This window comes from Streptomyces sp. NPDC093586 (assembly GCF_044764905.1).
Lineage (GTDB): Bacteria > Actinomycetota > Actinomycetes > Streptomycetales > Streptomycetaceae > Streptomyces.
In genome coordinates, this window is record NZ_JBIWJA010000009.1 from 98,110 (window position 1) to 118,374 (window position 20,265).

Genomic DNA, 20,265 nt, shown 5'->3' on the forward strand with positions numbered 1-20,265 from the left:
CTGGTGATGTTCTTTGTTTGATTGTGATGATCGGAACCCTGGTCGGTTGTGATGTGTTATGTTTGATTGTGTTGAGTGATTGGGTGTGGGTGTAGAGGAGTGCGGCAGTGAAGAAGACCTCGACCCGGCTGGCCGACGGTCGCGAGCTCATCTACTACGACCTGCGCGACGACACCGTGCGGGACGCCGTGGACCGCCGCCCGCTGGAGCGGACCGTCACCACTTCGGAGATCCGCCGCGACCCGCTGCTCGGTGACTCGGTCGCCGTCGCCTCGCACCGCCAGGGCCGCACCTACCACCCGCCCGCCGACGAGTGCCCCCTGTGCCCGTCCGCGGGTGAGCGGCTGAGCGAGATCCCCGACGCGTCGTACGACGTGGCGGTCTTCGAGAACCGCTTCCCCTCGCTGGCCGGCGACTCCGGCCGCTGCGAGGTCGTCTGCTTCACCTCCGACCACGACGCCGCGTTCGCCGATCTGAGCGAGGAGCAGGCCCGGCTCGTGCTCGACGCCTGGACGGACCGCACCTCGGAGCTGTCGCATCTGTCCTCCGTCGAACAGGTCTTCTGCTTCGAGAACCGCGGCGCCGAGATCGGCGTGACGCTCGGTCACCCGCACGGGCAGATCTACGCCTACCCCTTCACCACTCCCCGCACCGCCCTGATGCTCCGTTCGCTCGCCGCGCACAAGGAGGCGACCGGCGGGGAGAACCTGTTCGACGCGGTGGTGGAGCGGGAGCTGGCCGGCGAGCGGGTCGTCCTGGAGGGCGAGCACTGGGTCGCCTTCGTGCCGTACGCGGCGCACTGGCCCTACGAGGTGCACCTCTACCCCAAGCGGCGCGTGCCCGACCTGCTCGGCCTCGACGAGGCGGCGCGCACAGAGTTCCCCCAGGTCTATCTGGAACTGTTGAGGCGCTTCGACCGGATCTTCGGGGAGGGCGAGCCCCCGACGCCGTACATCGCGGCCTGGCACCAGGCCCCGTTCGGCTCGCTGGAGGAGTTCGACGGCGTGGCGCGGGACGACTTCGCGCTGCACCTGGAGCTTTTCACGATCCGCCGTACGTCCGGCAAGCTGAAGTTTCTCGCGGGCTCCGAGTCCGGCATGAACGTGTTCATCAACGACGTGCCCCCGGAGCGCGCGGCCGAGCGACTGCGAGAGGTAGCGAGTTCATGAGTGGCAAGTACCTGGTGACGGGCGGCGCGGGCTATGTCGGCAGCGTGGTCGCCCAGCACCTGCTGGAGGCGGGTCACGAGGTCACCGTCCTCGACAACCTCTCCACCGGTTTCCGGGAGGGCGTCCCGGCGGGCGCCGCGTTCGTCGAGGGCGACATCCGCGACGCCGCCAAGTGGCTGGACGCCTCCTTCGACGGCGTGCTGCACTTCGCCGCGTTCTCGCAGGTCGGCGAGTCGGTCGTGAAGCCCGAGAAGTACTGGGACAACAACGTCGGCGGCACCATGGCCCTGCTGGAGGCCATGCGCACGGCGGGCGTGCGCCGCCTCGTCTTCTCCTCCACGGCCGCCACCTACGGCGAGCCGGAGCAGGTGCCGATCGTCGAGACCGCGCCGACGAGGCCCACCAACCCCTACGGCGCCTCCAAGCTCGCCGTCGACCACATGATCACCGGCGAGGCGGCAGCCCACGGGCTGGGCGCGGTCTCCCTGCGCTACTTCAACGTCGCCGGCGCCTACGGCGAGTTCGGCGAGCGGCACGACCCCGAGTCGCACCTGATCCCGCTGGTCCTCCAGGTCGCGCAGGGCAGGCGCGAGGCGATCTCCGTCTACGGCGACGACTACCCGACGCCGGACGGCACCTGCGTGCGCGACTACATCCACGTCGCCGACCTGGCCGAGGCCCACCTCCTCGCCCTGGACGCGGCCGTCCCCGGCGAGCACCTGATCTGCAACCTGGGAAACGGCAACGGCTTCTCGGTCCGCGAGGTCGTCGAGACCGTCCGCCGGGTCACCGGCCACCCGATCCCCGAGGTCGTGGCCCCCCGCCGGGGCGGCGACCCGGCCACCCTGGTGGCGTCGGCCGCCACCGCCCGCGAGAAGCTGGGCTGGAACCCGACCCGCGCGGACCTCGCGGGAATCGTCGCCGACGCGTGGGAGTTCGCGCGGCGGCACGCGAAGTAGACCTGCAGGACGTGGAGAAGTACGGAAGGGCGAGGGGTCAGGGCATGAGCGAGGCTGTCGCGCAGACGGTCGGGGAGCGGTTCCGCGAGCTGTACGGGACCGAGCCGCAGGGGGTGTGGGCGGCGCCGGGCCGGGTCAACCTCATCGGCGAACACACCGACTACAACGACGGCTTCGTCATGCCGTTCGCCCTTCCGCACACCGCGGTCGCCGCGGTCTCCCGGCGCGACGACGGCGTCCTGCGCCTGCACTCGGCGGACATCGACGCCGGCGTCGTCGAGCTGCGCGTCGCCGAGCTGACCCCCGGGGCGGACCGGTCCTGGACGGCGTACCCCTCGGGTGTCGTCTGGGCGCTGCGCGAGGCCGGGCACGAGATCACCGGCGCCGACGTCCACCTGGCCTCGACGGTCCCCTCGGGCGCGGGCCTGTCCTCGTCGGCGGCCCTGGAGGTCGTCGTCGCCCTGGCCCTGAACGACCTGTACGACCTCGGCCTGCGCGGCTGGCAGCTGGCCCGCCTGTGCCAGCGCGCCGAGAACGTCTACGTCGGCGCACCGGTCGGCATCATGGACCAGACGGCGTCCGCGTGCTGCGAGGCGGGCCACGCCCTGTTCCTCGACACCCGCGACCTCTCCCAGCGCCAGATCCCCTTCGACCTGGCCGCCGAGGGCATGCGCCTGCTCGTCGTCGACACGCAGGTCGAGCACTCCCACAGCGAGGGCGAGTACGGCAAGCGCCGCGCCGGCTGCGAGAAGGGCGCCGCCCTGCTGGGCGTCGACGCGCTGCGCGACGTGCCGTACGCCGAACTGGACGCGGCGCTCGAGCGGTTGGGCGACGAGGAGGAGGTGCGTCGCCTGGTCCGCCACGTGGTCACGGAGGACGAGCGCGTGGAGCGGGTGGTGGCACTGCTGGAGTCCGGCGACACCCGCGCCATCGGCCCGGTCCTCGTCGAGGGCCACGTCTCCCTGCGGGACGACTTCCGCGTCTCCTGCCCGGAGCTGGACCTGGTCGTCGACACGGCCCTGGAGGCCGGCGCCCTCGGCGCGCGGATGACCGGCGGCGGCTTCGGCGGCTCGGCGATCGTGCTGGTGGAGGCGGCGGACGTGGACGGCGTCACCAAGGCGGTCGAGGAGGCGTTCGCCGCGGCCGGTCTCACCGCCCCCCGCGTGTTCGAGGCGGTGCCGGCGGCGGGCGCGCGGCGGCTCAGCCCCACCGCTTGACCAGCGTGTACTCCGTGATCCCTGGCGGATAGTCGGGGATCACGCACGCCACCTCGTAGCCCCGCCCGCGGTAGAAGTCCGGCGCCTGGAAGTCCCAGGTCTCCACGCGCGCCGCCGCGCAGCCCCGTTCGTCGCGGGCCGTCCGTTCCGCCTCGTCCAGCAGTGCGGTGCCCAGCCCCGCGCCCCGGCACCGGCCGTCCACCCACAGGTAGGTCACGTGCAGCCAGGTCGCCCAGGTGTGCCCGACGAGACCGCCCGCGAGGCCGCCCGCGTCGTCCAGGGCCCAGACGTGCAGGGGGGATTCGCGCGCGTGAGGGGTGCCGCGCAGGGAACGCAGGACCGGGGAGGCGGCCGTGTTCGTCTCCCGCAGGCGGGTGCGCAGAAGATCGCGCCGTGCTTTGTCTACTTCTGTCACAAGACGAAACATGCGGCTCACCATAAACGCGCCCGGCTGTCAGTTCTGCAAATGTCCTTCCGCTCCCGGCGCCCGCCCGTACTCTGATGGGCAGCACCGGTGGGGGCCGGTGCCGTTCAGGGGGCGAGACAGCCGGGTACGGGGCCCGGGACGGGGGTAGTGGTGATCGCACGGCGGCGGCCGTGCGGCTGCGGCGACCCGTCCCCGGCACCGAACGCGAGGACGGCTACGGGGGCTTCGGGCTCCGTGCCCGCGCCGGTGTCGTCCTTTGGCGACGTATCCCCTGCTCCTCGGGAGCGCGGGGAAGGGGGTTTCGTGGTGCGCATCCGGGTCCTGGTCGTCGACGACCACCGCATCTTCGCCGAGTCGCTGGCCGCCGCGCTGGCCGTCGAGCCGGACGTCGACGTCTCCGCGGCCGGCAGCGGTCCGGCCGCGCTGCGCTGCCTGGAGAGGGCCGCGGCCGAGGGGCGGCGGTTCGACGTGCTGCTCGTCGACGCCGACCTGGGCGGCCGGGGGCCCGCCGCCCGCCCGGCCGTGCCCGTGCGGGACGGCGACGAGGACGGGCTGGTGGACGGCATCTCGCTGGTCGCCGGGGTGCGGTCGGCGCAGCCCGGGGTGCGGATCGTCGTCCTCGCCGAGAAGGACGACCCCCGGCGGGCCGCCCTGGCGCTGGCGGCCGGTGCCTGCGGGTGGGTCGCCAAGGACTGCTCCCTGTCGCGGCTGCTCAGCGTCATCCGGGGGGTGCTGCGCGACGAGACGCATCTGCCGCCCGCGCTGCTCACCGGCGTCCTGCGGGAGCTGACGGCCGCCCGCAAGCACCGGACCGAGAGCGAGCGGCTGGTGGAGTCGCTGACCCCGCGCGAGCGGGAGGTGCTGCGCTGCATGGTCGCCGGCCTCGGCCGCAAGGCCGTCGCCGAGCGGCTGTACCTGTCCCCGCACACGGTGCGTACCCACATGCAGAACGTCCTGGGCAAACTGGGCGTCCACTCCACCCTCGCCGCCGTCGCCCTGGCGCGCCGGGCCGGGGTGGGGCCCGCGGATCTGGGGTCTGCCGGGCGGATCGGGCCGCAGGAGAGCAACAGCGCCTGATCGACGCGGACGCGTGCACCGGCCCCCGCGTCCGCGGCCCGGTCCGGGCGGCCCCTAACCGGGGATGTTGTCGAACGGGGCGGTCAGCCGGCGTAGCAGGGCCGCCAGTTCCCCGCGCTGGGCGCGGGAGAGCTCGGCCAGGATCGCGCGCTCCTGGTCCAGGAGACCGGCGAGGGCCTGGTCGGCGCGGTCCCGGCCCTCGTCCGTGAGCCGGACCAGCACACCGCGCCGGTCACTGGGGTCCGGCAGGCGCTCCACCAGGCCCTTCTTGGCGAGGCGGTCGATACGGTTGGTCATCGTGCCGGAGGTGACCAGGGTCTGGGTGAGCAGCTGGCCCGGCGAGAGCTGGTACGGGCTGCCCGCGCGGCGCAGCGCCGTCAGGACGTCGAACTCCCACGGCTCCAGCTGATGCTCGGAGAAGGCCAGCCGACGTGCGCGGTCCAGATGCCGGGCGAGCCTGCTCACCCGGCTCAGCACCTCGAGCGGTTCCACGTCGAGGTCCGGGCGCTCCCGGCGCCACGCTGCGACCAGCCGATCGACCTCGTCCTCCATGACGATCAGTGTAGTGGTTGTGTCGACGTGAAGTCTCTTGACGTCAATCATCTTGACGTCAAGAGAGATGTGGGGTCACGCTGGGTACCCGCCCCGCACGGCCACCCCTGGAGGCACCATGCCCGCCGCCCCCGCCTGGGACCCCGCCCAGTACCTGCGTCACGCGGGCCACCGCGCCCGCCCCTTCACCGACCTCCTCGCCCGGGTCCCCGAGCTCCCCACCGCCCGCCCCCGCATCGCCGACCTCGGCTGCGGCCCCGGCAACGTCACCACCCTGCTCGCCGACCGCTGGCCCACCGCCCGCATCACCGGCTACGACAACTCCGCCGAGATGCTCGCGCGGGCCGAGGAGCACGCCGGCCCCACCCCGGGCGGCGGCCGCCTCGACTTCGCCCGCGCCGACGCCCGCACCTGGGCCCCGGCCGAGCCGCACGACCTGATCATCAGCAACGCCACCCTCCAGTGGGTCCCCGGCCACGCCGAACGCTTCGCCGACTGGATCACCGCCCTGCGGCCCGGCGGCACCCTCGCCCTCCAGGTCCCCGGCAACTTCGACGCCCCCAGCCACCGCCTGATGCGCGAGCTGGCGGACTCCCCCCGCCACCGGGGCCGACTGGCCGGCGTCCTGCGCCACGGCGACGCCGTCCACGCCCCCGGGACCTACCTGGAGCGGCTGACCGGCCTCGGCTGCACCGCGGACGTCTGGGAGACGACGTACCTCCACCTGCTGACCGGCGACGACCCCGTCCTCGACTGGGTCAGGGGGACCGGACTGCGCCCCGTCCTCGCCGCGCTCGACGACGACCCGCGGGCCCGGGACGCGTTCGTCGAGGAGTACCGCACCGCCCTCCGCGCGGCCTATCCGGCGGGCCCCCACGGCACCCCGTTCCCGTTCCGCCGCATCTTCGCCGTCGCCCGGAAGGAAGGGTGACTCAGGGGGTGCGTCCCAGGTGGGTCACGAGGATGCGGATCACGTCGTCGTCGATGACGGGGGGCACCCGGTAGCCGCCGACGCGCAGACGACGGAAGTCCGGCGATCCGTAGGGGATCGATCCTGCTGGACGAGGGCTTTCCGCAGGTTCAGCTCTTCCGGTGCCCGATCAGCCGCGGCTTCGGCTCCAGGCCGTCCAGGCCGTGCCACGCCAGGTTCACCAGGTGCGCCGCCACCTCCGCCTTCTTCGGGCGGCGCACGTCCAGCCACCACTGGCCCGTCAGCGCCACCATGCCGACCAGCGCCTGCGCGTACAGCGGGGCCAGCTTGGCGTCGAAGCCGCGGTTCTTGAACTCACGGCCCAGGATGTCCTCCACCTGGGTGGCGATGTCGGAGATCAGCGAGGCGAACGACCCCGTCGACTGCGGGATGGGGGAGTCGCGGACCAGGATCCGGAAGCCGTCCGTGTACTCCTCGATGTAGTCCAGGAGCGCGAACGCCGCCTGCTCGCACAGTTCACGCGGATGGCCGGCGGTCAGCGAACTGGTCACCATGTCCAGCAGCCGCCGCATCTCACGGTCCACCACCACCGCGTACAGGCCCTCCTTGCCGCCGAAGTGCTCGTACACCACCGGCTTGGACACCCCGGCCTTCGCCGCGATCTCCTCCACCGACGTGCCCTCGAAGCCCTTCGCGGCGAAGAGGGTGCGACCGATCTCCAGCAGTTGCTGGCGACGCTCGGCACCGGTCATCCGGGTACGGCGCGCACGCCGCGGCTTGTCATTGCTGGGTGTGCTGGAGTCGGTCGCCACAGCGACCATCATGCCGCCTCGACGGTTTCCCTCCGGCGCCGGGAGCCGCCTTCGTCCGTGTTGCGGCGCGAATCGATACGCGAGCGTGACGGCCACCGCACGTCGTACGCCCACCCCAGCCGCTCGAACCAGCGGATCAGCCGGGCGCTCGAATCCAGCTGGCCCCGCATCACGCCGTGCCGCGCCGACGTCGGGTCCGCGTGGTGCAGGTTGTGCCAGGACTCACCGCAGGACAGGATCGCCAGCCACCACACGTTGCCCGAGCGGTCCCGCGACTTGAACGGACGCTTGCCGACCGCGTGACAGATCGAGTTGATCGACCACGTCACGTGGTGCAGCAGCGCCACCCGTACGAGTGAACCCCAGAAGAACCCGGTGAACGCCCCCCACCAGGACATCGTGACCAGCCCGCCGATCAGCGCCGGAAGGGCCAGGGACACCGCCGTCCACAGCACGAACTGGCGGGAGACCGCACGCAGCGCCGGATCCTTGATCAGATCCGGCGCGTACTTGTCCTGCGGAGTCTGCTCCTCGTCGAACATCCAGGCGATGTGCGCCCACCACAGACCCTTGATCAACGCCGGAACCGTCTCGCCGTACCGCCACGGCGAATGCGGGTCGCCCTCGGCGTCGGAGAACTTGTGGTGCTTGCGGTGGTCGGCGACCCAGCGGACCAGCGGCCCCTCGACCGCCATCGAGCCCGCGATCGCCAGCGCGATCTTCAGCGGCCGCTTCGCCTTGAACGAACCATGAGTGAAGTGCCGGTGGAACCCGATCGTGATGCCGTGGCAGCCCAGGAAGTAGAAGAACACCAGCAGGCCCAGATCCAGCCAGCTCACCCCCCACCCCCACGCCAGCGGCACCGCCGCCACCAGCGCGAGAAAGGGAACGGTGATGAACAGCAGCAGAGTGACCTGCTCGATCGAACGCTTCTGCTCGCCACCCAGCGTGGCCGGGGAATCGGTGGTACCACCGGGCGCCTTCGGCGCCTCATCGATCACATCGGAACTTGAGGTCATGCGCGTCCCCTGTGGGGTCGAGGGTCGAGTCCATGCCGAGGCCGCGGTACCCGTGCACACTTTCCTACGGTTCCGTAACCTACGGCGACGTAAGTATGGCAGTGCGTCATCCCACGGCAAGAGCCCGAGAGCCTGCGCGTCCCGGTCGACACCTATCCTGGAGAGCGGTCGGACAGCGCGGTCCGCTCAGATTTCTTCCCGGACGTCCAGCCCCGTAAGCGGCGCCCGCCGCGCGAGACGCCGTCCGGGTTCCCTCCCAGACGAGCTTCAACACTGCAAGGAGCCGCACCTGTGAGCAGTGCCGACGACCAGACTGTGTCCCAGGCGACCACCAGCACCGAACTGCGGGCCGACATCCGCCGACTGGGCGACCTCCTCGGGGAGACCCTCGTCCGGCAGGAAGGCCCCGAACTGCTGGACCTCGTCGAGAAGGTACGCCGACTCACCCGAGAGGACGGCGAGGCCGCGGCCGAACTGCTGCGCGGCACCGAACTGCAGACCGCCGCCAAGCTGGTCCGCGCCTTCTCCACCTACTTCCACCTCGCCAACGTCACCGAGCAGGTCCACCGCGGCCGCGAACTGCGCGCCCGCCGCGCCGCCGAGGGCGGACTGCTCACCCGGACGGCCGACCGCCTCAAGGACGCCGACCCCGAGCACCTGCGCGAAACGGTCCGCAACCTCAACGTGCGCCCCGTCTTCACCGCACACCCCACCGAGGCCGCCCGCCGCTCCGTCCTCAACAAGCTGCGCCGCATCGCCGCCCTCCTCGACACCCCCGTCATCGAGACCGACCGGCGCCGCATCGACACCCGCCTCGCCGAGAACATCGACCTCGTCTGGCAGACCGACGAACTCCGCGTCGTACGCCCCGAACCCGCCGACGAGGCCCGCAACGCCATCTACTACCTCGACGAACTCCACGCCGGCGCCGTCGGCGACGTCCTCGAGGACCTCACCGCCGAACTCGAACGCGCCGGCGTCAAGCTCCCCGACGACACCCGCCCCCTCACCTTCGGCACCTGGATCGGCGGCGACCGCGACGGCAACCCCAACGTCACCCCCCAGGTCACCTGGGACGTCCTCATCCTCCAGCACGAACACGGCATCAACGACGCCCTGGAGATGATCGACGAACTGCGCGGCTTCCTGTCCAACTCCATCCGCTACACCGGAGCCACGGAAGAACTCCTCACCTCCCTCAAGGCCGACCTCGACAAGCTCCCCGAGATCAGCCCCCGCTACAAGCGCCTCAACGCCGAGGAGCCCTACCGGCTCAAGGCCACCTGCATCCGGCAGAAGCTCGAGAACACCAAGCAGCGCCTCGCCAAGGGCACCCCCCACGAAGACGGCCGCGACTACCTCGGCACCGCCGAACTCCTCGCCGACCTGCGCATCATCCAGACCTCCCTGCGCGAACACCGCGGCGGCCTCTTCGCCGACGGCCGCCTCGCCCGCACCATCCGCACCCTCGCCGCCTTCGGCCTCCAGCTCGCCACCATGGACGTCCGCGAACACGCCGACGCCCACCACCACGCCCTCGGCCAGCTCTTCGACCGCCTCGGCGAGGAATCCTGGCGCTACGCCGACATGCCCCGCGAGTACCGCACCAAGCTCCTCGCCAAGGAGCTCAGGTCCCGGCGCCCGCTGGCCCCCACCCCCGCCCCCGTCGACGCGGCCGGCGAGAAGACCCTCGGCGTCTTCCAGACCGTCAAGCGCGCCCTGGAGGTCTTCGGACCCGAGGTCATCGAGTCCTACATCATCTCCATGTGCCAGGGCGCCGACGACGTCTTCGCCGCGGCCGTCCTCGCCCGCGAAGCCGGCCTCATCGACCTGCACGCCGGCTGGGCCAAGATCGGCATCGTGCCCCTCCTGGAGACCACCGACGAACTCAAGGCCGCCGACACCATCCTCGAGGACCTCCTCGCCGACCCCTCCTACCGGCGCCTCGTCGCCCTGCGCGGCGACGTCCAGGAGGTCATGCTCGGCTACTCCGACTCCTCCAAGTTCGGCGGCATCACCACCAGCCAGTGGGAGATCCACCGCGCCCAGCGCCGCCTGCGCGACGTCGCCCACCGCTACGGCGTACGCCTGCGCCTCTTCCACGGCCGCGGCGGCACCGTCGGCCGCGGCGGCGGCCCCACCCACGACGCCATCCTCGCCCAGCCCTGGGGCACCCTGGAGGGCGAGATCAAGGTCACCGAACAGGGCGAGGTCATCTCCGACAAGTACCTCATCCCGTCCCTGGCCCGCGAGAACCTCGAACTGACGGTCGCCGCCACCCTCCAGGCCTCCGCCCTGCACACCGCGCCCCGCCAGTCCGACGAGGCCCTCGCCCGCTGGGACGCCGCCATGGACGTCGTCTCCGAAGCCGCCCACCAGGCCTACCGGCGCCTCGTCGAGGACCCCGACCTGCCCGCCTACTTCTTCGCCTCCACCCCCGTCGACCTCCTCGGCGCCCTCCACCTCGGCTCCCGGCCCTCCCGCCGCCCCGACTCCAACGCCGGACTCGACGGACTGCGCGCCATCCCCTGGGTCTTCGGCTGGACCCAGTCCCGCCAGATCGTCCCCGGCTGGTTCGGCGTCGGCTCCGGCCTCAAGGCCCTGCGCGAAGCCGGCCTCGACACCGTCCTGGAAGAAATGCACCAGCAGTGGCACTTCTTCCGCAACTTCATCTCCAACGTCGAGATGACCCTCGCCAAGACCGACCTGCGCATCGCCCAGCACTACGTCGACACCCTCGTCCCCGACGAACTCAAGCACGTCTTCGACACCATCAAGACCGAACACGAACTCACCGTCGCCGAGGTCCTCAAGGTCACCGGCGAGAACGAACTACTGGACGCCGACCCCGTCCTCAAGCAGACGTTCGCCATCCGCGACGCCTACCTCGACCCCATCTCCTACCTCCAGGTCGCCCTCCTCGGCCGCCAGCGCGAAGCCGCCGCCGCCGGCCAGGAACCCGACCCGCTCCTCGACCGCGCCCTGCTCCTCACCGTCAACGGCGTCGCCGCCGGCCTGCGCAACACCGGCTGACACCCCGCACCCGGACACGACGGTGCCCCCGCACTCACCACGAGCACGGGGGCACCGCCCTTTCCGCATCACACCGCCACGAACGCCGGGACCCGGCCGGACCCGCGACACGTCACGAGTTGTACGCGCTCTGCGCCCGCTCCAGCCCCTCGGTCACCAGGCACTCCACCGCGTCCGCCGCACGGTCCACGAAGTAGTCCAGCTCCTTGCGCTCCGCCGACGAGAAATCCCTCAGCACGAAATCCGCCACCGGCATCCGCCCCGGCGGCCGGCCGATCCCGAACCGCACCCGGTGATAGTCCGCACCCAACGACTTCGTGATCGACTTCAACCCGTTGTGCCCGTTGTCCCCGCCACCCAGCTTCAACCGCAGCACGCCGTAATCGATGTCCAGCTCGTCGTGCACCGCCACGATGTTGCCCACCGGCACCTTGTAGAAGTCCCGCAACACCGTCACCGGACCGCCCGACACGTTCATGAACGACATCGGCTTCGCCAGGACCACCCGCCGGTTCCCCGGCCCCACAGGCCCGATCCGCCCCTCCACCACCTGCGCCTGCGCCTTGCCGTGCCGCTTGAACCGCGCCCCGATCCGCTCCGCCAGCAGATCCACCACCATGAAACCGACGTTGTGCCGGTTCCCCGCGTACTCGGGGCCCGGATTGCCGAGACCGGCCACCAGCCAGGGCGCACCCGCGTCCGTCGTCACGTCCATGTCTCCTTAACCGCCCGTCCGTCCCTGCATACACGTCGGCCGCTGCCCCCGCACGGGAACAGCGGCCGACCACACGATGACCGTGGGAGAGGATCAGGCCTCCGCGGCCTCTTCGCCCTCACCCTCGGCGGCGGGCTCCTCGGCCTGCGCGGCCAGGACCTGCAGGACGACCGTGTCCTCGTCGACGGCCAGCTTGGTACCGGCCGGGAGCGGGATGTCCTTCGCCAGGATGGAGGCGCCGGCCTCCAGACCCTCGACGGAGACGGTGACCGACTCGGGGATGTGCGTGGCCTCGGCCTCGACCGGCAGCGCGTTCAGGACGTGCTCCAGCAGGTTGCCACCCGGGGCCAGTTCACCCTCGGTCTGCACGAAGATCTCGACGCTGACCGTCTCGCCACGCTGCACCAGCTGCAGGTCGACGTGCTCCAGGAAGCCCTTGATCGGGTCACGCTGAACCGACTTCGGGATCGCCAGCTCGTTCGTCTTGCCGTCGATGTCCAGCGCGATCAGCACGTTCGGCGTACGCAGCGCCAGCAGCAGCTCGTGACCCGGAAGCGTCAGGTGGATCGGGTCCGAACCGTGCCCGTACAGAACACCCGGAACCTTGTTGTCACGACGGATACGACGCGCGGCACCCTTGCCGAACTCGCTGCGCGTCTCGGCGGTGAGCTTCACCTCGGACATGATCACTCCTCGTAGAGGTAGAAACGGACGTGGTCACCCGGCCACGAACGGCCTGCTACGAAGAGCGCGTCGATAACGGACAGCCACACCCACGTCTTCACGAAGACGAGTACGGCCTCCCTCGCCGAGCAACTTCAGCAGTCTACTCGGAGAGGAAGGCCGTACCCAAAACGATCTCGGGAACCCCCGAGAGGACCCCCGGAGGAACCCCTACTGCTCGTCGAACAGGCTCGTCACCGAACCGTCCTCGAACACCTCACGCACCGCACGCGCGATCGTCGGCGCGATCGACAGCACCGTGATCTTGTCCAGCTCCAGCTCACCCGGCGTCGGCAGCGTGTTCGTGAACACGAACTCACTCACCTTCGAGTTCTTCAGCCGGTCCGCCGCCGGACCCGACAGCACACCGTGCGTCGCCGTCACGATGACGTCCTCCGCACCATGCGCGAACAGCGCGTCCGCCGCCGCACAGATCGTGCCGCCCGTGTCGATCATGTCATCGACCAGAACACAGATCCGGCCCTTCACATCACCGACGACCTCGTGCACCGTGACCTGGTTCGCCACGTCCTTGTCACGCCGCTTGTGCACGATCGCCAGCGGCGCACCCAGACGGTCGCACCAACGGTCCGCCACCCGCACCCGGCCCGCGTCCGGAGACACCACCGTCAGCTTCGAACGATCCACCTTCGCACCCACGTAGTCCGCCAGCAGCGGCAGCGCGAACAGGTGGTCCACCGGGCCGTCGAAGAAACCCTGGATCTGATCCGTGTGCAGATCCACCGCCAGGATCCGGTCCGCACCCGCGGTCTTCATCAGATCCGCCACCAGACGCGCCGAGATCGGTTCACGCCCCCGGTGCTTCTTGTCCTGCCGCGCGTAACCGTAGAACGGCACGATCACGGTGATGGAGCGGGCCGACGCGCGCTTCAACGCGTCGATCATGATCAACTGCTCCATGATCCACTTGTTGATCGGAGCCGTATGGCTCTGGATCAGAAAACAGTCCGCACCGCGCGCCGACTCCTGATACCGCACATAGATCTCGCCGTTCGCGAAATCGAAGGCCTTCGTCGGGACGACCCCGACACCCAACTGCTGGGCGACCTCCTCGGCAAGCTCGGGGTGGGCGCGGCCGGAGAAGAACATCATCTTCTTCTCGCCGGTCGTCTTGATCCCGGTCACAGCACTTTCTCCTCAGAGGTTTCGCAGCTGAGCCTCACAGGCTCTTTCCGGCTGGGTGCCGGAGGCGTCTCAGCTGGTGGGGTGCGGATGTGCACTTATCACGGTACGCCGTGTTCGACGCGCCGGTTTCCGGTCAGCCCTCGCCACCGGACTCCCGGGACACCGCCTCGGCCGCCTTCGCCGCCGCGCTCCCCGGACGCTTACGAGCCACCCAACCCTCGATATTCCGCTGCTGACCGCGGGCCACGGCCAGCGAACCGGGCGGCACATCCTTCGTGATCACCGAGCCGGCGGCCGTGTAGGCACCGTCCCCGACCGTGACAGGAGCCACAAACATGTTGTCCGACCCCGTCTTGCAGTGCGAACCGACGGTCGTGTGATGCTTGCTCTCCCCGTCGTAGTTCACGAACACGCTCGCCGCACCGATGTTGGTGTACTCACCGATCGTCGCGTCCCCCACGTAGGAGAGGTGCGGGACCTTCGTCCCCTCGCCGATCGACGCGTTCTTCGTCTCGACGTACGTACCGATCTTCGACCTCAGCCCCAGCCGGGTGCCCGGACGCAGATACGCGTACGGACCCACCGTCGCCTCCGGACCCACCTCGGCGCCGACCGATACCGTGTTGTCCACCCGCGCGCCCGCGCCCACGCGGGTGTCCGTGAGCCGCGAGTTCGGCCCGACCTCCGACCCCTCGGCAAGGTGCGTGGAACCGTGCAGCTGCGTCCCCGGGTGGACGATCACGTCCTGCTCGAACGTCACCGTCACGTCCACCCACGTCGTCGCCGGGTCGACCACCGTCACGCCGGCCAGCATCGCGCGCGTCAGCAGCCGGTCGTTCAGGATCCGACGGGCCTCCGCCAGCTGCACCCGGTTGTTGATCCCCGCGATCTCCCGGTGATCCCCCGCCACCGAGGCGCCGACCCGGTGACCGGCCTCACGCAGGATGCCGAGCACGTCGGTCAGGTACTCCTCGCCCTGGCTGTTGTCCGTCCGCACCTTGCCCAGCGCGTCCGCGAGCAGCTGCCCGTCGAACGCGAACACCCCGGAGTTGATCTCACGGATCGCCCGCTGCGACTCCGACGCGTCCTTGTGCTCCACGATCGCCGTGACGGCACCCGAGGCCCCGTCCCGCACGATCCGGCCGTACCCCGTCGCGTCCGGCACCTCGGCCGTCAGCACCGTCACCGCGTTGCCGTCGGCGGAGTGGGTGGCGGCCAGCGCCCGCAGCGTCTCGCCGGTCAGCAGCGGAGTGTCACCGCAGACGACCACGACCGTGCCGTCCACGGCACCGCCCAGGGCCTCCAGCCCCATCCGGACGGCGTGCCCGGTGCCGTTCTGCTGCTCCTGCACGGCGGTCCGCACGTCGGGGGCGACCTCGGCGAGGTGTGCGGTGACCTTCTCGCGGGCGTGCCCGACGACGACGACCAGGTTCTCGGGCTCCAGCTCACCGGCGGCGGCGAGCACATGGCCGACGAGGGAACGTCCGCACAGCTCGTGCAGGACCTTGGGTGTGGCCGATTTCATACGGGTGCCCTCACCCGCTGCGAGAACGACGACGGCTGCCGGGCGAATGGCGCTCACGGGATGCCCTTCGGCTTTGAGGGGGAGGGGGTGGACATCCGCAGGATACCGGGGTGGCTGGTGGGGGGTATGAGTGCGGGCCCTGACGGCGTCCGAAGCGCCGGTCAGAGCCCGCTGGCAGCTCCGCCGCTAGGACTCGAACCTAGACCGAAACACCTCCAAAGGGTGCCGTGCTGCCAATTACACTACGGCGGATCGCTGCCTCAGACCTTACCGGAGCCTGGCAAGCTGCCAAGAACGATTCCGCTCCACCAGCCTTCGATCCGTCGGTACAGATCAGCGCTCTGAACGACGCTGATCACCAGGCAGCCGCGGTAGTTCTCGCCCACGTTCTTGCGCACCGTCTTGGGGTTGTGCTTCTTGAGCGTCGTCTTGCCGAAGCAGGCCACGTTCGTGTCCACGAGAGTCGCCCAGTACTGCTCTGCGGCTGGTACATCGGCGGTCTCGTGGATCATCACGCGGAAGCGCAGGCGCTCGCGTTCCACTTGGAGCAGGTCGAGCCAGGCGAGGAACACCGTGATCATGCCAGGGTCACTGTTCACGAAGAGAACGAACTCACGGCGGCTGTAGATCTTGTCCTTCGCCCCCTCGGCCCAGTAGAGCCCTACGCCGAGCAGGAACAGCTCCCGTTCCGACAGGGAGCCGATCTCCTGCCGAGCCGTCGTCTTGGTCTGCTGGCGTGCGGCGTCCCGCATCGCGAGTTCGTGCTCCCACCTCTTGCTCGCGGCCAGCTTCGCCTGCTCCGACGGTGCTCGCCGCTCCGGCTTCGGCAGGTCCCGGACCCAGAGCGAGATCGAGCTCTTGCTGCACCCCAGCTCCACCTGGATCCGGTCGTACGTCCAGCCCTGCAGCCGGAGCTCGCGGGCCTTGTCGCGCAGGTCGTCCTTTGCGTTCGGGCGCTTGGTCCATTCCGGGGGCGGCTCGCCCTCCAGGAGGCGGTTGAGGATGTCGTTGTTGTCGACGTGCAGCCGGTCGCGGATCTGGCGGCGGCTGAGGCCTTCGCGTCGCAGGGTCACCGCCTGTTCGCGCAGACCCTCGAAGTCCGTGTACTTGTTCCGTGAATGTGCCATGGGCATACCGTCCGGCCGGAATCCTTGGCTCCGGTGCCGAACGGCGGAGAGTTCACCAGTTCGAGGGATATCGCGTCGTATCGCTTGTCGAAAGTCACCGGAAACGGGCCGTTCGGCGCCCGTAGGCTGGAGGGCATGACCACGACGGGGGAAGACCACGTACCGGCCCGGGGCGGGCCTTGGTGGGACAGGCGGCGCGGTGCGGTGCTCGATGTGAGCCTCGCCGTCGTGTCCGCGGTGGAGTGCGCGGCGGAGGGGGTTCCGTTCGCGCGGGACGCGGGGATTCCGTGGGCGGCGGGGGTCGTCTTCGGGCTGCTGGCCGGTTCGGTGCTGGTGGTGCGGCGGAGGTGGCCCATCGCGGTGGTGCTGGTGGCGATCGCCATCACGCCGGCGGAGATGGGTCTTCTGCTGGGTGTCGTCGGCCTGTACACGCTGGCCGCGTCCGAGTTGCCGCGGCGGATCATCGGGTCGCTGGCCGGGATGTCGTTGCTGGGGACGTTGATCGTCACGTTCGTGCGGGTGCGGCAGGACATGGCGCACGAGGACATCGACGTCGGTGACTGGTTCATTCCGTTCGCGGCGATCGGGACGTCCCTGGGGGTGACGGCTCCTCCGGTGCTGCTGGGGATGTACGTGGGGGCGCGGCGGCGGTTGATGGAGAGTCTGCGGGAGCGTGCGGACAGTCTGGAGCGGGAGCTGCAGTTGCTCGCGGAGCGGGCGGAGGAGCGCGCGGAGTGGGCGCGCAACGAGGAGCGGAGGCGGATCGCGCGGGAGATGCACGACGTGGTGGCGCATCGGGTGAGTCTGATGGTGGTGCATGCGGCGGCGTTGCAGGCTGTGGCGCGGAAGGATCCGGAGAAGGCGGTGAGGAACGCCGTGCTGGTGGGGGACATGGGGCGGCAGGCGTTGACCGAGTTGCGGGAGATGCTCGGGGTGTTGCGTGCGGGTGCGGACGGGGGGCGTGCGGAGCGGGCTGCGGTGCCGTTGGCGGCGGTGGGGGTGGCTGCCGCGGCGGCGGCTTCGCGGGCGGTGGAGGAGGGGTCTGCGGAGGGGCCGTGTCTGGCGGAGCTGGAGGAGTTGATCGGGCAGTCGTCGGCGGCGGGGATGGTCGTGGCGTTGTCGGTGGAGGGGGAGGAGCGGTCGTACGCGCCGGAGGTGGAGTCGACGGCGTTCCGGGTGGTGCAGGAGGCGTTGACGAACGTCCACAAGCACGCGGCGGGTGCGAAGACGTACGTCCGGCTGGCGCACCGGGCGTCGGAGATCGCGATGCAGGTGGAGAACGAGCCGCCGCCGGAGGTGGCGTCGGCGTCGTCGGCGCGGTTGCCGTCGGGTGGGAACGGTCTGGTGGGGATGAAGGAGCGGGTGGCCGCTCTGGGGGGTGTGTTCGTGTCGGGGCCGACGGACGCGGGGGGTTTCCGGGTGTCGGCGGTGATTCCGGCGTCGTAGCCGGGCGGGGTGGGCCGGGAGGGGGCGGGTCAGTCCGAGGTGGGTCGGGCGGGGTTGGCGGTGAGGCGGGTGGGTCGGGTGCCGGCGATGAGGGTGGCGAGGGCGTGGTCGATGTCGGGGCCGAGGTACCAGTCGCCGGTGTGGTCGAGGGCGTAGACGCGGCCTTCGGTGTCGATGGCGATGAGGGCCTGGGTGTCGGTCTCGGTGCCGAGGGGGCAGGTCTGGGTGCCGAGGGCGCGGCCGAGGTCGCCGAGGGTGCGGGCCATGTGGAGGCCGTGGAGGGGGTCGAGGTGGAGGGTGGCGGGGGCGATCTGGCGGCCGGGTCCGGTGGGGGTGATGTGGAGGCCGCCGAATTCGGCCCAGACTTCGACGGCGGCGGGGAAGACGGTGTGGCGGTGTCCTGCGGGTGAGGTGTGTGCGCGCAGGGCGTCGGCCCAGATCTCTGCTTGTTTGATGTCCCAGCGTCCGGGTTGCCAGCCGGCGTCGCGGAGGGCGGCGTCGACGGGGACGGGGAAGCGGGTGGTGGAGGTGCGGTCGGCGTGCATCTGCCCTTGGTCCGTGTCGGTGGTGTCGTTCGGCGTGGGGTGGTCGGTCAGTCGTCGGTGGTGGGGTCGACGATGCGGACGCCGAAGTGGGCGGTGAGGGCGGTGCAGGCGCGGCAGGGGGTGGCGAAGCTGCCGTGGAGGGGGTCGCCGTCCTCGCGGATGCGGCGGGTGGTGAGTTTGGCGTGTTTGAGGGCTTTGCGGGCTTCGCCGTTGGTCATGGGTCTGCGTGCGGCGCGTTTGCTGCGGGTGGAGTCGGCGGTGGTGAGGTGTCGGGAGATGAGGATGGTTTCGGCGCAGCGGCCGGTGAAGCGGTCGCGTTGGCCGCTGGTGAGGGTGTCGAGGAAGTCCTGGACGAGGTGGTGCAGGGCGGGGGGTGTGTCGGCGCGGGCGGGGGTGGCGGTGAGGGTGGTGCCGCGGACGGAGAGGGCGGCGGCGACGGTGGGGAGTATGCCGTCGCGGCGGTGGCGCAGGGTGGGGGTGTGGGGGGTTTCGGTGGCGCTCCAGCCGATGCGGGGGTCGCCGGTCCTGGGGTCGTCGGACCTGTCGGTGTGTGGTCCCGTCTGCGTCGCGCTCATGGTCGTGTTCCCCTCTTGTGCATCCCCCCGGAGGTCACAGGGTGCCAAATGTGGTGGCGTGTGCGGAAGCTGGGGCGGGGTGACACGCTCGGGGGTGGGCGGTCCGTCACGAGGGGGTGACGGCTGGTCACGGGTGGGGGTCGGGGTGGGTGTGCGGGGCCGGTGACCGGTGTCGGTGTACCGCATAGGCTGTCGGCACCGCGTTTCGCGTGCGGTGATGGAAGACAGTGCAGACGGACAGACGCCGCAGGGGGCTACCGCCATGACGACAGGTCGGCTCGGGCAGATCGCGCCGCCGAACGCGGCCTACGCCGGGCAGGTCGTGCATTTTCCGGATCCGGTTCGGGCGGCTCGTCACCCGAGAGGGGTACGGGTGGATGAGGGGGGTTACCCCGTTTTCTCGCCGTATGCCCGTGCGGTGGCGGAGGTTGCGGAGCCGCCGGTGGGGTTCGGGGTCGACGAGTTGCGGTTGACGGATTACGTGTCGGCGAACGCGGCGTTGTCGGCGTCGGGGCACGAGTTGTGGGACACGGTGCCGGCGGTGGCGACGCCGCACGGCTGGACGTGGCATCACGTGGTGGGGTCGCGGCGTATGGAGCTGGTGCCGGTCGAGGTGAAGGCGTTGCTGCGGCATCACGGGGGTGTGGCGACGGCGGCGGTGGATCAGTCGAAGCGGGGGACGCGGCCGTTGCAGGAGACGCGGCCGGTGCATTTCGGGTTGCCGAAGTCGGGTGTGGCGGTGACGGAGCAGCAGGTGCAGGGGGTCGAGGAGGATCTCGGGTACCGGTTGCCGGGTGCGTACCGGTCGTTCCTGAAGGCGGCGGGTGGGTGTGCGCCGGTGGGTACGGCGTTGGACGCGGAGCTGGGGTTGTTGGTGGATCAGCCGTTCTTCACGGTGCGTGAGGAGGCGGCGGTCAATGATCTGGTCTATGTCAACAAGTGTCTGCGGGATCATCTGACGAAGGATTACCTGGGTGTCGCGTTCGTCCAGGGTGGTCTGCTCGCGGTGAAGGTGAAGGGCGAGCGGATCGGTTCGGTGTGGTTCTGCTCGTACGACGACGCGCGGGACGTGGATCCGTCGTGGTCGCCGGCGGAGCGGGTGGAGCGGTTGCTGTTGCCGTGCGGTGAGGATTTCGACGCGTTCCTGTCGCGGTTGGCGGGGTCGCCGCCGGAGTTGGAGACGGTGGCGAATCTGATGGTGGACGGCGGTTTCGCGCGTGCGGTGCCCGTGGCGTCGGCGTCTTCGGCGCCGGTAGGGGAGTGAGCT

General features: G+C 70.4%; 19 protein-coding genes and 1 tRNA gene. 8 read left to right on the forward strand and 12 right to left on the reverse strand.

What is annotated here, in order from left to right; translation table 11 throughout:
• Nucleotides 1-107: 107 nt before the first annotated feature.
• From galT to galK, 3 genes are read left to right on the forward strand one after another with little or no spacing between them, the layout of a single operon-like run.
• Nucleotides 108-1,169: a galactose-1-phosphate uridylyltransferase gene (gene galT, locus ACIRFH_RS12630; RefSeq protein ID WP_403519669.1), complete on the forward strand. Its 1,062-nt coding sequence runs from the start codon at nucleotides 108-110 to the stop codon at nucleotides 1,167-1,169.
• A complete protein-coding gene (galE, locus tag ACIRFH_RS12635) occupies nucleotides 1,166-2,128 on the forward strand; it encodes a UDP-glucose 4-epimerase GalE (protein WP_403519671.1) in 963 nt (320 codons plus the stop codon). The genes galT and galE overlap by 4 nt, the downstream gene beginning before the upstream one ends.
• Before the next feature lie 44 nt (nucleotides 2,129-2,172).
• Nucleotides 2,173-3,345, forward strand: a complete 1,173-nt coding sequence (gene galK, locus ACIRFH_RS12640) for a galactokinase (protein ID WP_403519673.1) — start codon at nucleotides 2,173-2,175, stop codon at nucleotides 3,343-3,345.
• Here the strand turns inward: galK and ACIRFH_RS12645 are convergent.
• Nucleotides 3,329-3,784, reverse strand: a complete 456-nt coding sequence (locus tag ACIRFH_RS12645) for a GNAT family N-acetyltransferase (RefSeq protein ID WP_403519674.1) — start codon at nucleotides 3,782-3,784, stop codon at nucleotides 3,329-3,331. The two genes, galK and ACIRFH_RS12645, sit on opposite strands and share 17 nt — an antisense overlap.
• 291 nt (nucleotides 3,785-4,075) lie before the next feature.
• Here ACIRFH_RS12645 and ACIRFH_RS12650 point away from each other — a divergent pair, with 291 nt between their 5' ends.
• Nucleotides 4,076-4,849, forward strand: coding sequence for a LuxR C-terminal-related transcriptional regulator (locus ACIRFH_RS12650; protein WP_403519676.1), 774 nt, complete (start codon nucleotides 4,076-4,078; stop codon nucleotides 4,847-4,849).
• A 54-nt stretch (nucleotides 4,850-4,903) separates the two neighbouring features.
• Here ACIRFH_RS12650 and tamR read toward each other — a convergent pair whose 3' ends face one another.
• The gene (tamR, locus tag ACIRFH_RS12655; RefSeq protein WP_403519677.1) at nucleotides 4,904-5,401 is read right to left on the reverse strand and encodes a MarR family transcriptional regulator TamR; all 498 of its coding nucleotides are present in this window, start codon (nucleotides 5,399-5,401) and stop codon (nucleotides 4,904-4,906) included.
• A 118-nt stretch (nucleotides 5,402-5,519) separates the two neighbouring features.
• Here tamR and ACIRFH_RS12660 point away from each other — a divergent pair, with 118 nt between their 5' ends.
• Nucleotides 5,520-6,332, forward strand: coding sequence for a trans-aconitate 2-methyltransferase (locus ACIRFH_RS12660; RefSeq protein WP_403519679.1), 813 nt, complete (start codon nucleotides 5,520-5,522; stop codon nucleotides 6,330-6,332).
• A gap of 149 nt (nucleotides 6,333-6,481) precedes the next feature.
• Here the strand turns inward: ACIRFH_RS12660 and ACIRFH_RS12665 are convergent, their stop codons facing one another.
• Together ACIRFH_RS12665 and ACIRFH_RS12670 are read right to left on the reverse strand one after the other, a co-directional pair.
• Nucleotides 6,482-7,156 carry a TetR/AcrR family transcriptional regulator gene (locus tag ACIRFH_RS12665; RefSeq protein ID WP_217143726.1) on the reverse strand — a complete coding sequence of 225 codons (675 nt, stop codon included), beginning with the start codon at nucleotides 7,154-7,156 and terminating at the stop codon, nucleotides 6,482-6,484.
• Complete coding sequence (locus ACIRFH_RS12670; protein WP_403519681.1) at nucleotides 7,153-8,163, reverse strand: acyl-CoA desaturase; 1,011 nt, start codon at nucleotides 8,161-8,163, stop codon at nucleotides 7,153-7,155. The genes ACIRFH_RS12665 and ACIRFH_RS12670 overlap by 4 nt, the downstream gene beginning before the upstream one ends.
• Nucleotides 8,164-8,454: 291 nt before the next feature.
• Between ACIRFH_RS12670 and ppc the strand changes: the two genes are divergently transcribed.
• The gene (gene ppc / locus ACIRFH_RS12675) at nucleotides 8,455-11,196 is read left to right on the forward strand and encodes a phosphoenolpyruvate carboxylase (RefSeq protein ID WP_403519683.1); all 2,742 of its coding nucleotides are present in this window, start codon (nucleotides 8,455-8,457) and stop codon (nucleotides 11,194-11,196) included.
• A 112-nt stretch (nucleotides 11,197-11,308) separates the two neighbouring features.
• On the opposite strand, the gene pth is transcribed toward ppc, so the two are convergent.
• The 6 genes from pth to ACIRFH_RS12705 all read right to left on the reverse strand — a co-directional run bounded on the left by pth (nucleotide 11,309) and on the right by ACIRFH_RS12705 (nucleotide 16,432).
• Complete coding sequence (gene pth / locus ACIRFH_RS12680; protein ID WP_403519685.1) at nucleotides 11,309-11,911, reverse strand: aminoacyl-tRNA hydrolase; 603 nt, start codon at nucleotides 11,909-11,911, stop codon at nucleotides 11,309-11,311.
• Between the two features lie 93 nt (nucleotides 11,912-12,004).
• A complete protein-coding gene (locus tag ACIRFH_RS12685; protein ID WP_239766082.1) occupies nucleotides 12,005-12,595 on the reverse strand; it encodes a 50S ribosomal protein L25/general stress protein Ctc in 591 nt (196 codons plus the stop codon).
• A 210-nt stretch (nucleotides 12,596-12,805) separates the two neighbouring features.
• Nucleotides 12,806-13,780, reverse strand: coding sequence for a ribose-phosphate diphosphokinase (locus ACIRFH_RS12690; protein WP_403519687.1), 975 nt, complete (start codon nucleotides 13,778-13,780; stop codon nucleotides 12,806-12,808).
• A gap of 133 nt (nucleotides 13,781-13,913) precedes the next feature.
• Entirely contained in the window at nucleotides 13,914-15,362 is a 1,449-nt protein-coding gene (gene glmU / locus ACIRFH_RS12695; RefSeq protein ID WP_403519689.1) for a bifunctional UDP-N-acetylglucosamine diphosphorylase/glucosamine-1-phosphate N-acetyltransferase GlmU, read from the reverse strand.
• Nucleotides 15,363-15,483: 121 nt separating this feature from the next.
• Nucleotides 15,484-15,557 (reverse strand) — tRNA-Gln (locus tag ACIRFH_RS12700).
• 8 nt (nucleotides 15,558-15,565) lie between these two features.
• Nucleotides 15,566-16,432 carry a hypothetical protein gene (locus ACIRFH_RS12705; RefSeq protein ID WP_403519692.1) on the reverse strand — a complete coding sequence of 289 codons (867 nt, stop codon included), beginning with the start codon at nucleotides 16,430-16,432 and terminating at the stop codon, nucleotides 15,566-15,568.
• A gap of 135 nt (nucleotides 16,433-16,567) precedes the next feature.
• Between ACIRFH_RS12705 and ACIRFH_RS12710 the strand changes: the two genes are divergently transcribed.
• Nucleotides 16,568-17,878: a histidine kinase gene (locus ACIRFH_RS12710; protein WP_403519841.1), complete on the forward strand. Its 1,311-nt coding sequence runs from the start codon at nucleotides 16,568-16,570 to the stop codon at nucleotides 17,876-17,878.
• Nucleotides 17,879-17,907: 29 nt separating this feature from the next.
• On the opposite strand, the gene ACIRFH_RS12715 is transcribed toward ACIRFH_RS12710, so the two are convergent.
• Nucleotides 17,908-18,423, reverse strand: coding sequence for an SUKH-3 domain-containing protein (locus tag ACIRFH_RS12715; RefSeq protein WP_403519693.1), 516 nt, complete (start codon nucleotides 18,421-18,423; stop codon nucleotides 17,908-17,910).
• Between the two features lie 47 nt (nucleotides 18,424-18,470).
• The gene (locus ACIRFH_RS12720) at nucleotides 18,471-18,998 is read right to left on the reverse strand and encodes a YwqJ-related putative deaminase (protein WP_403519695.1); all 528 of its coding nucleotides are present in this window, start codon (nucleotides 18,996-18,998) and stop codon (nucleotides 18,471-18,473) included.
• Between the two features lie 262 nt (nucleotides 18,999-19,260).
• On the opposite strand from ACIRFH_RS12720, the gene ACIRFH_RS12725 reads away from it, so the two are divergent.
• Nucleotides 19,261-20,262, forward strand: a complete 1,002-nt coding sequence (locus ACIRFH_RS12725) for an SMI1/KNR4 family protein (RefSeq protein ID WP_403519843.1) — start codon at nucleotides 19,261-19,263, stop codon at nucleotides 20,260-20,262.
• The last annotated feature ends 3 nt before the right edge of the window (nucleotides 20,263-20,265 follow it).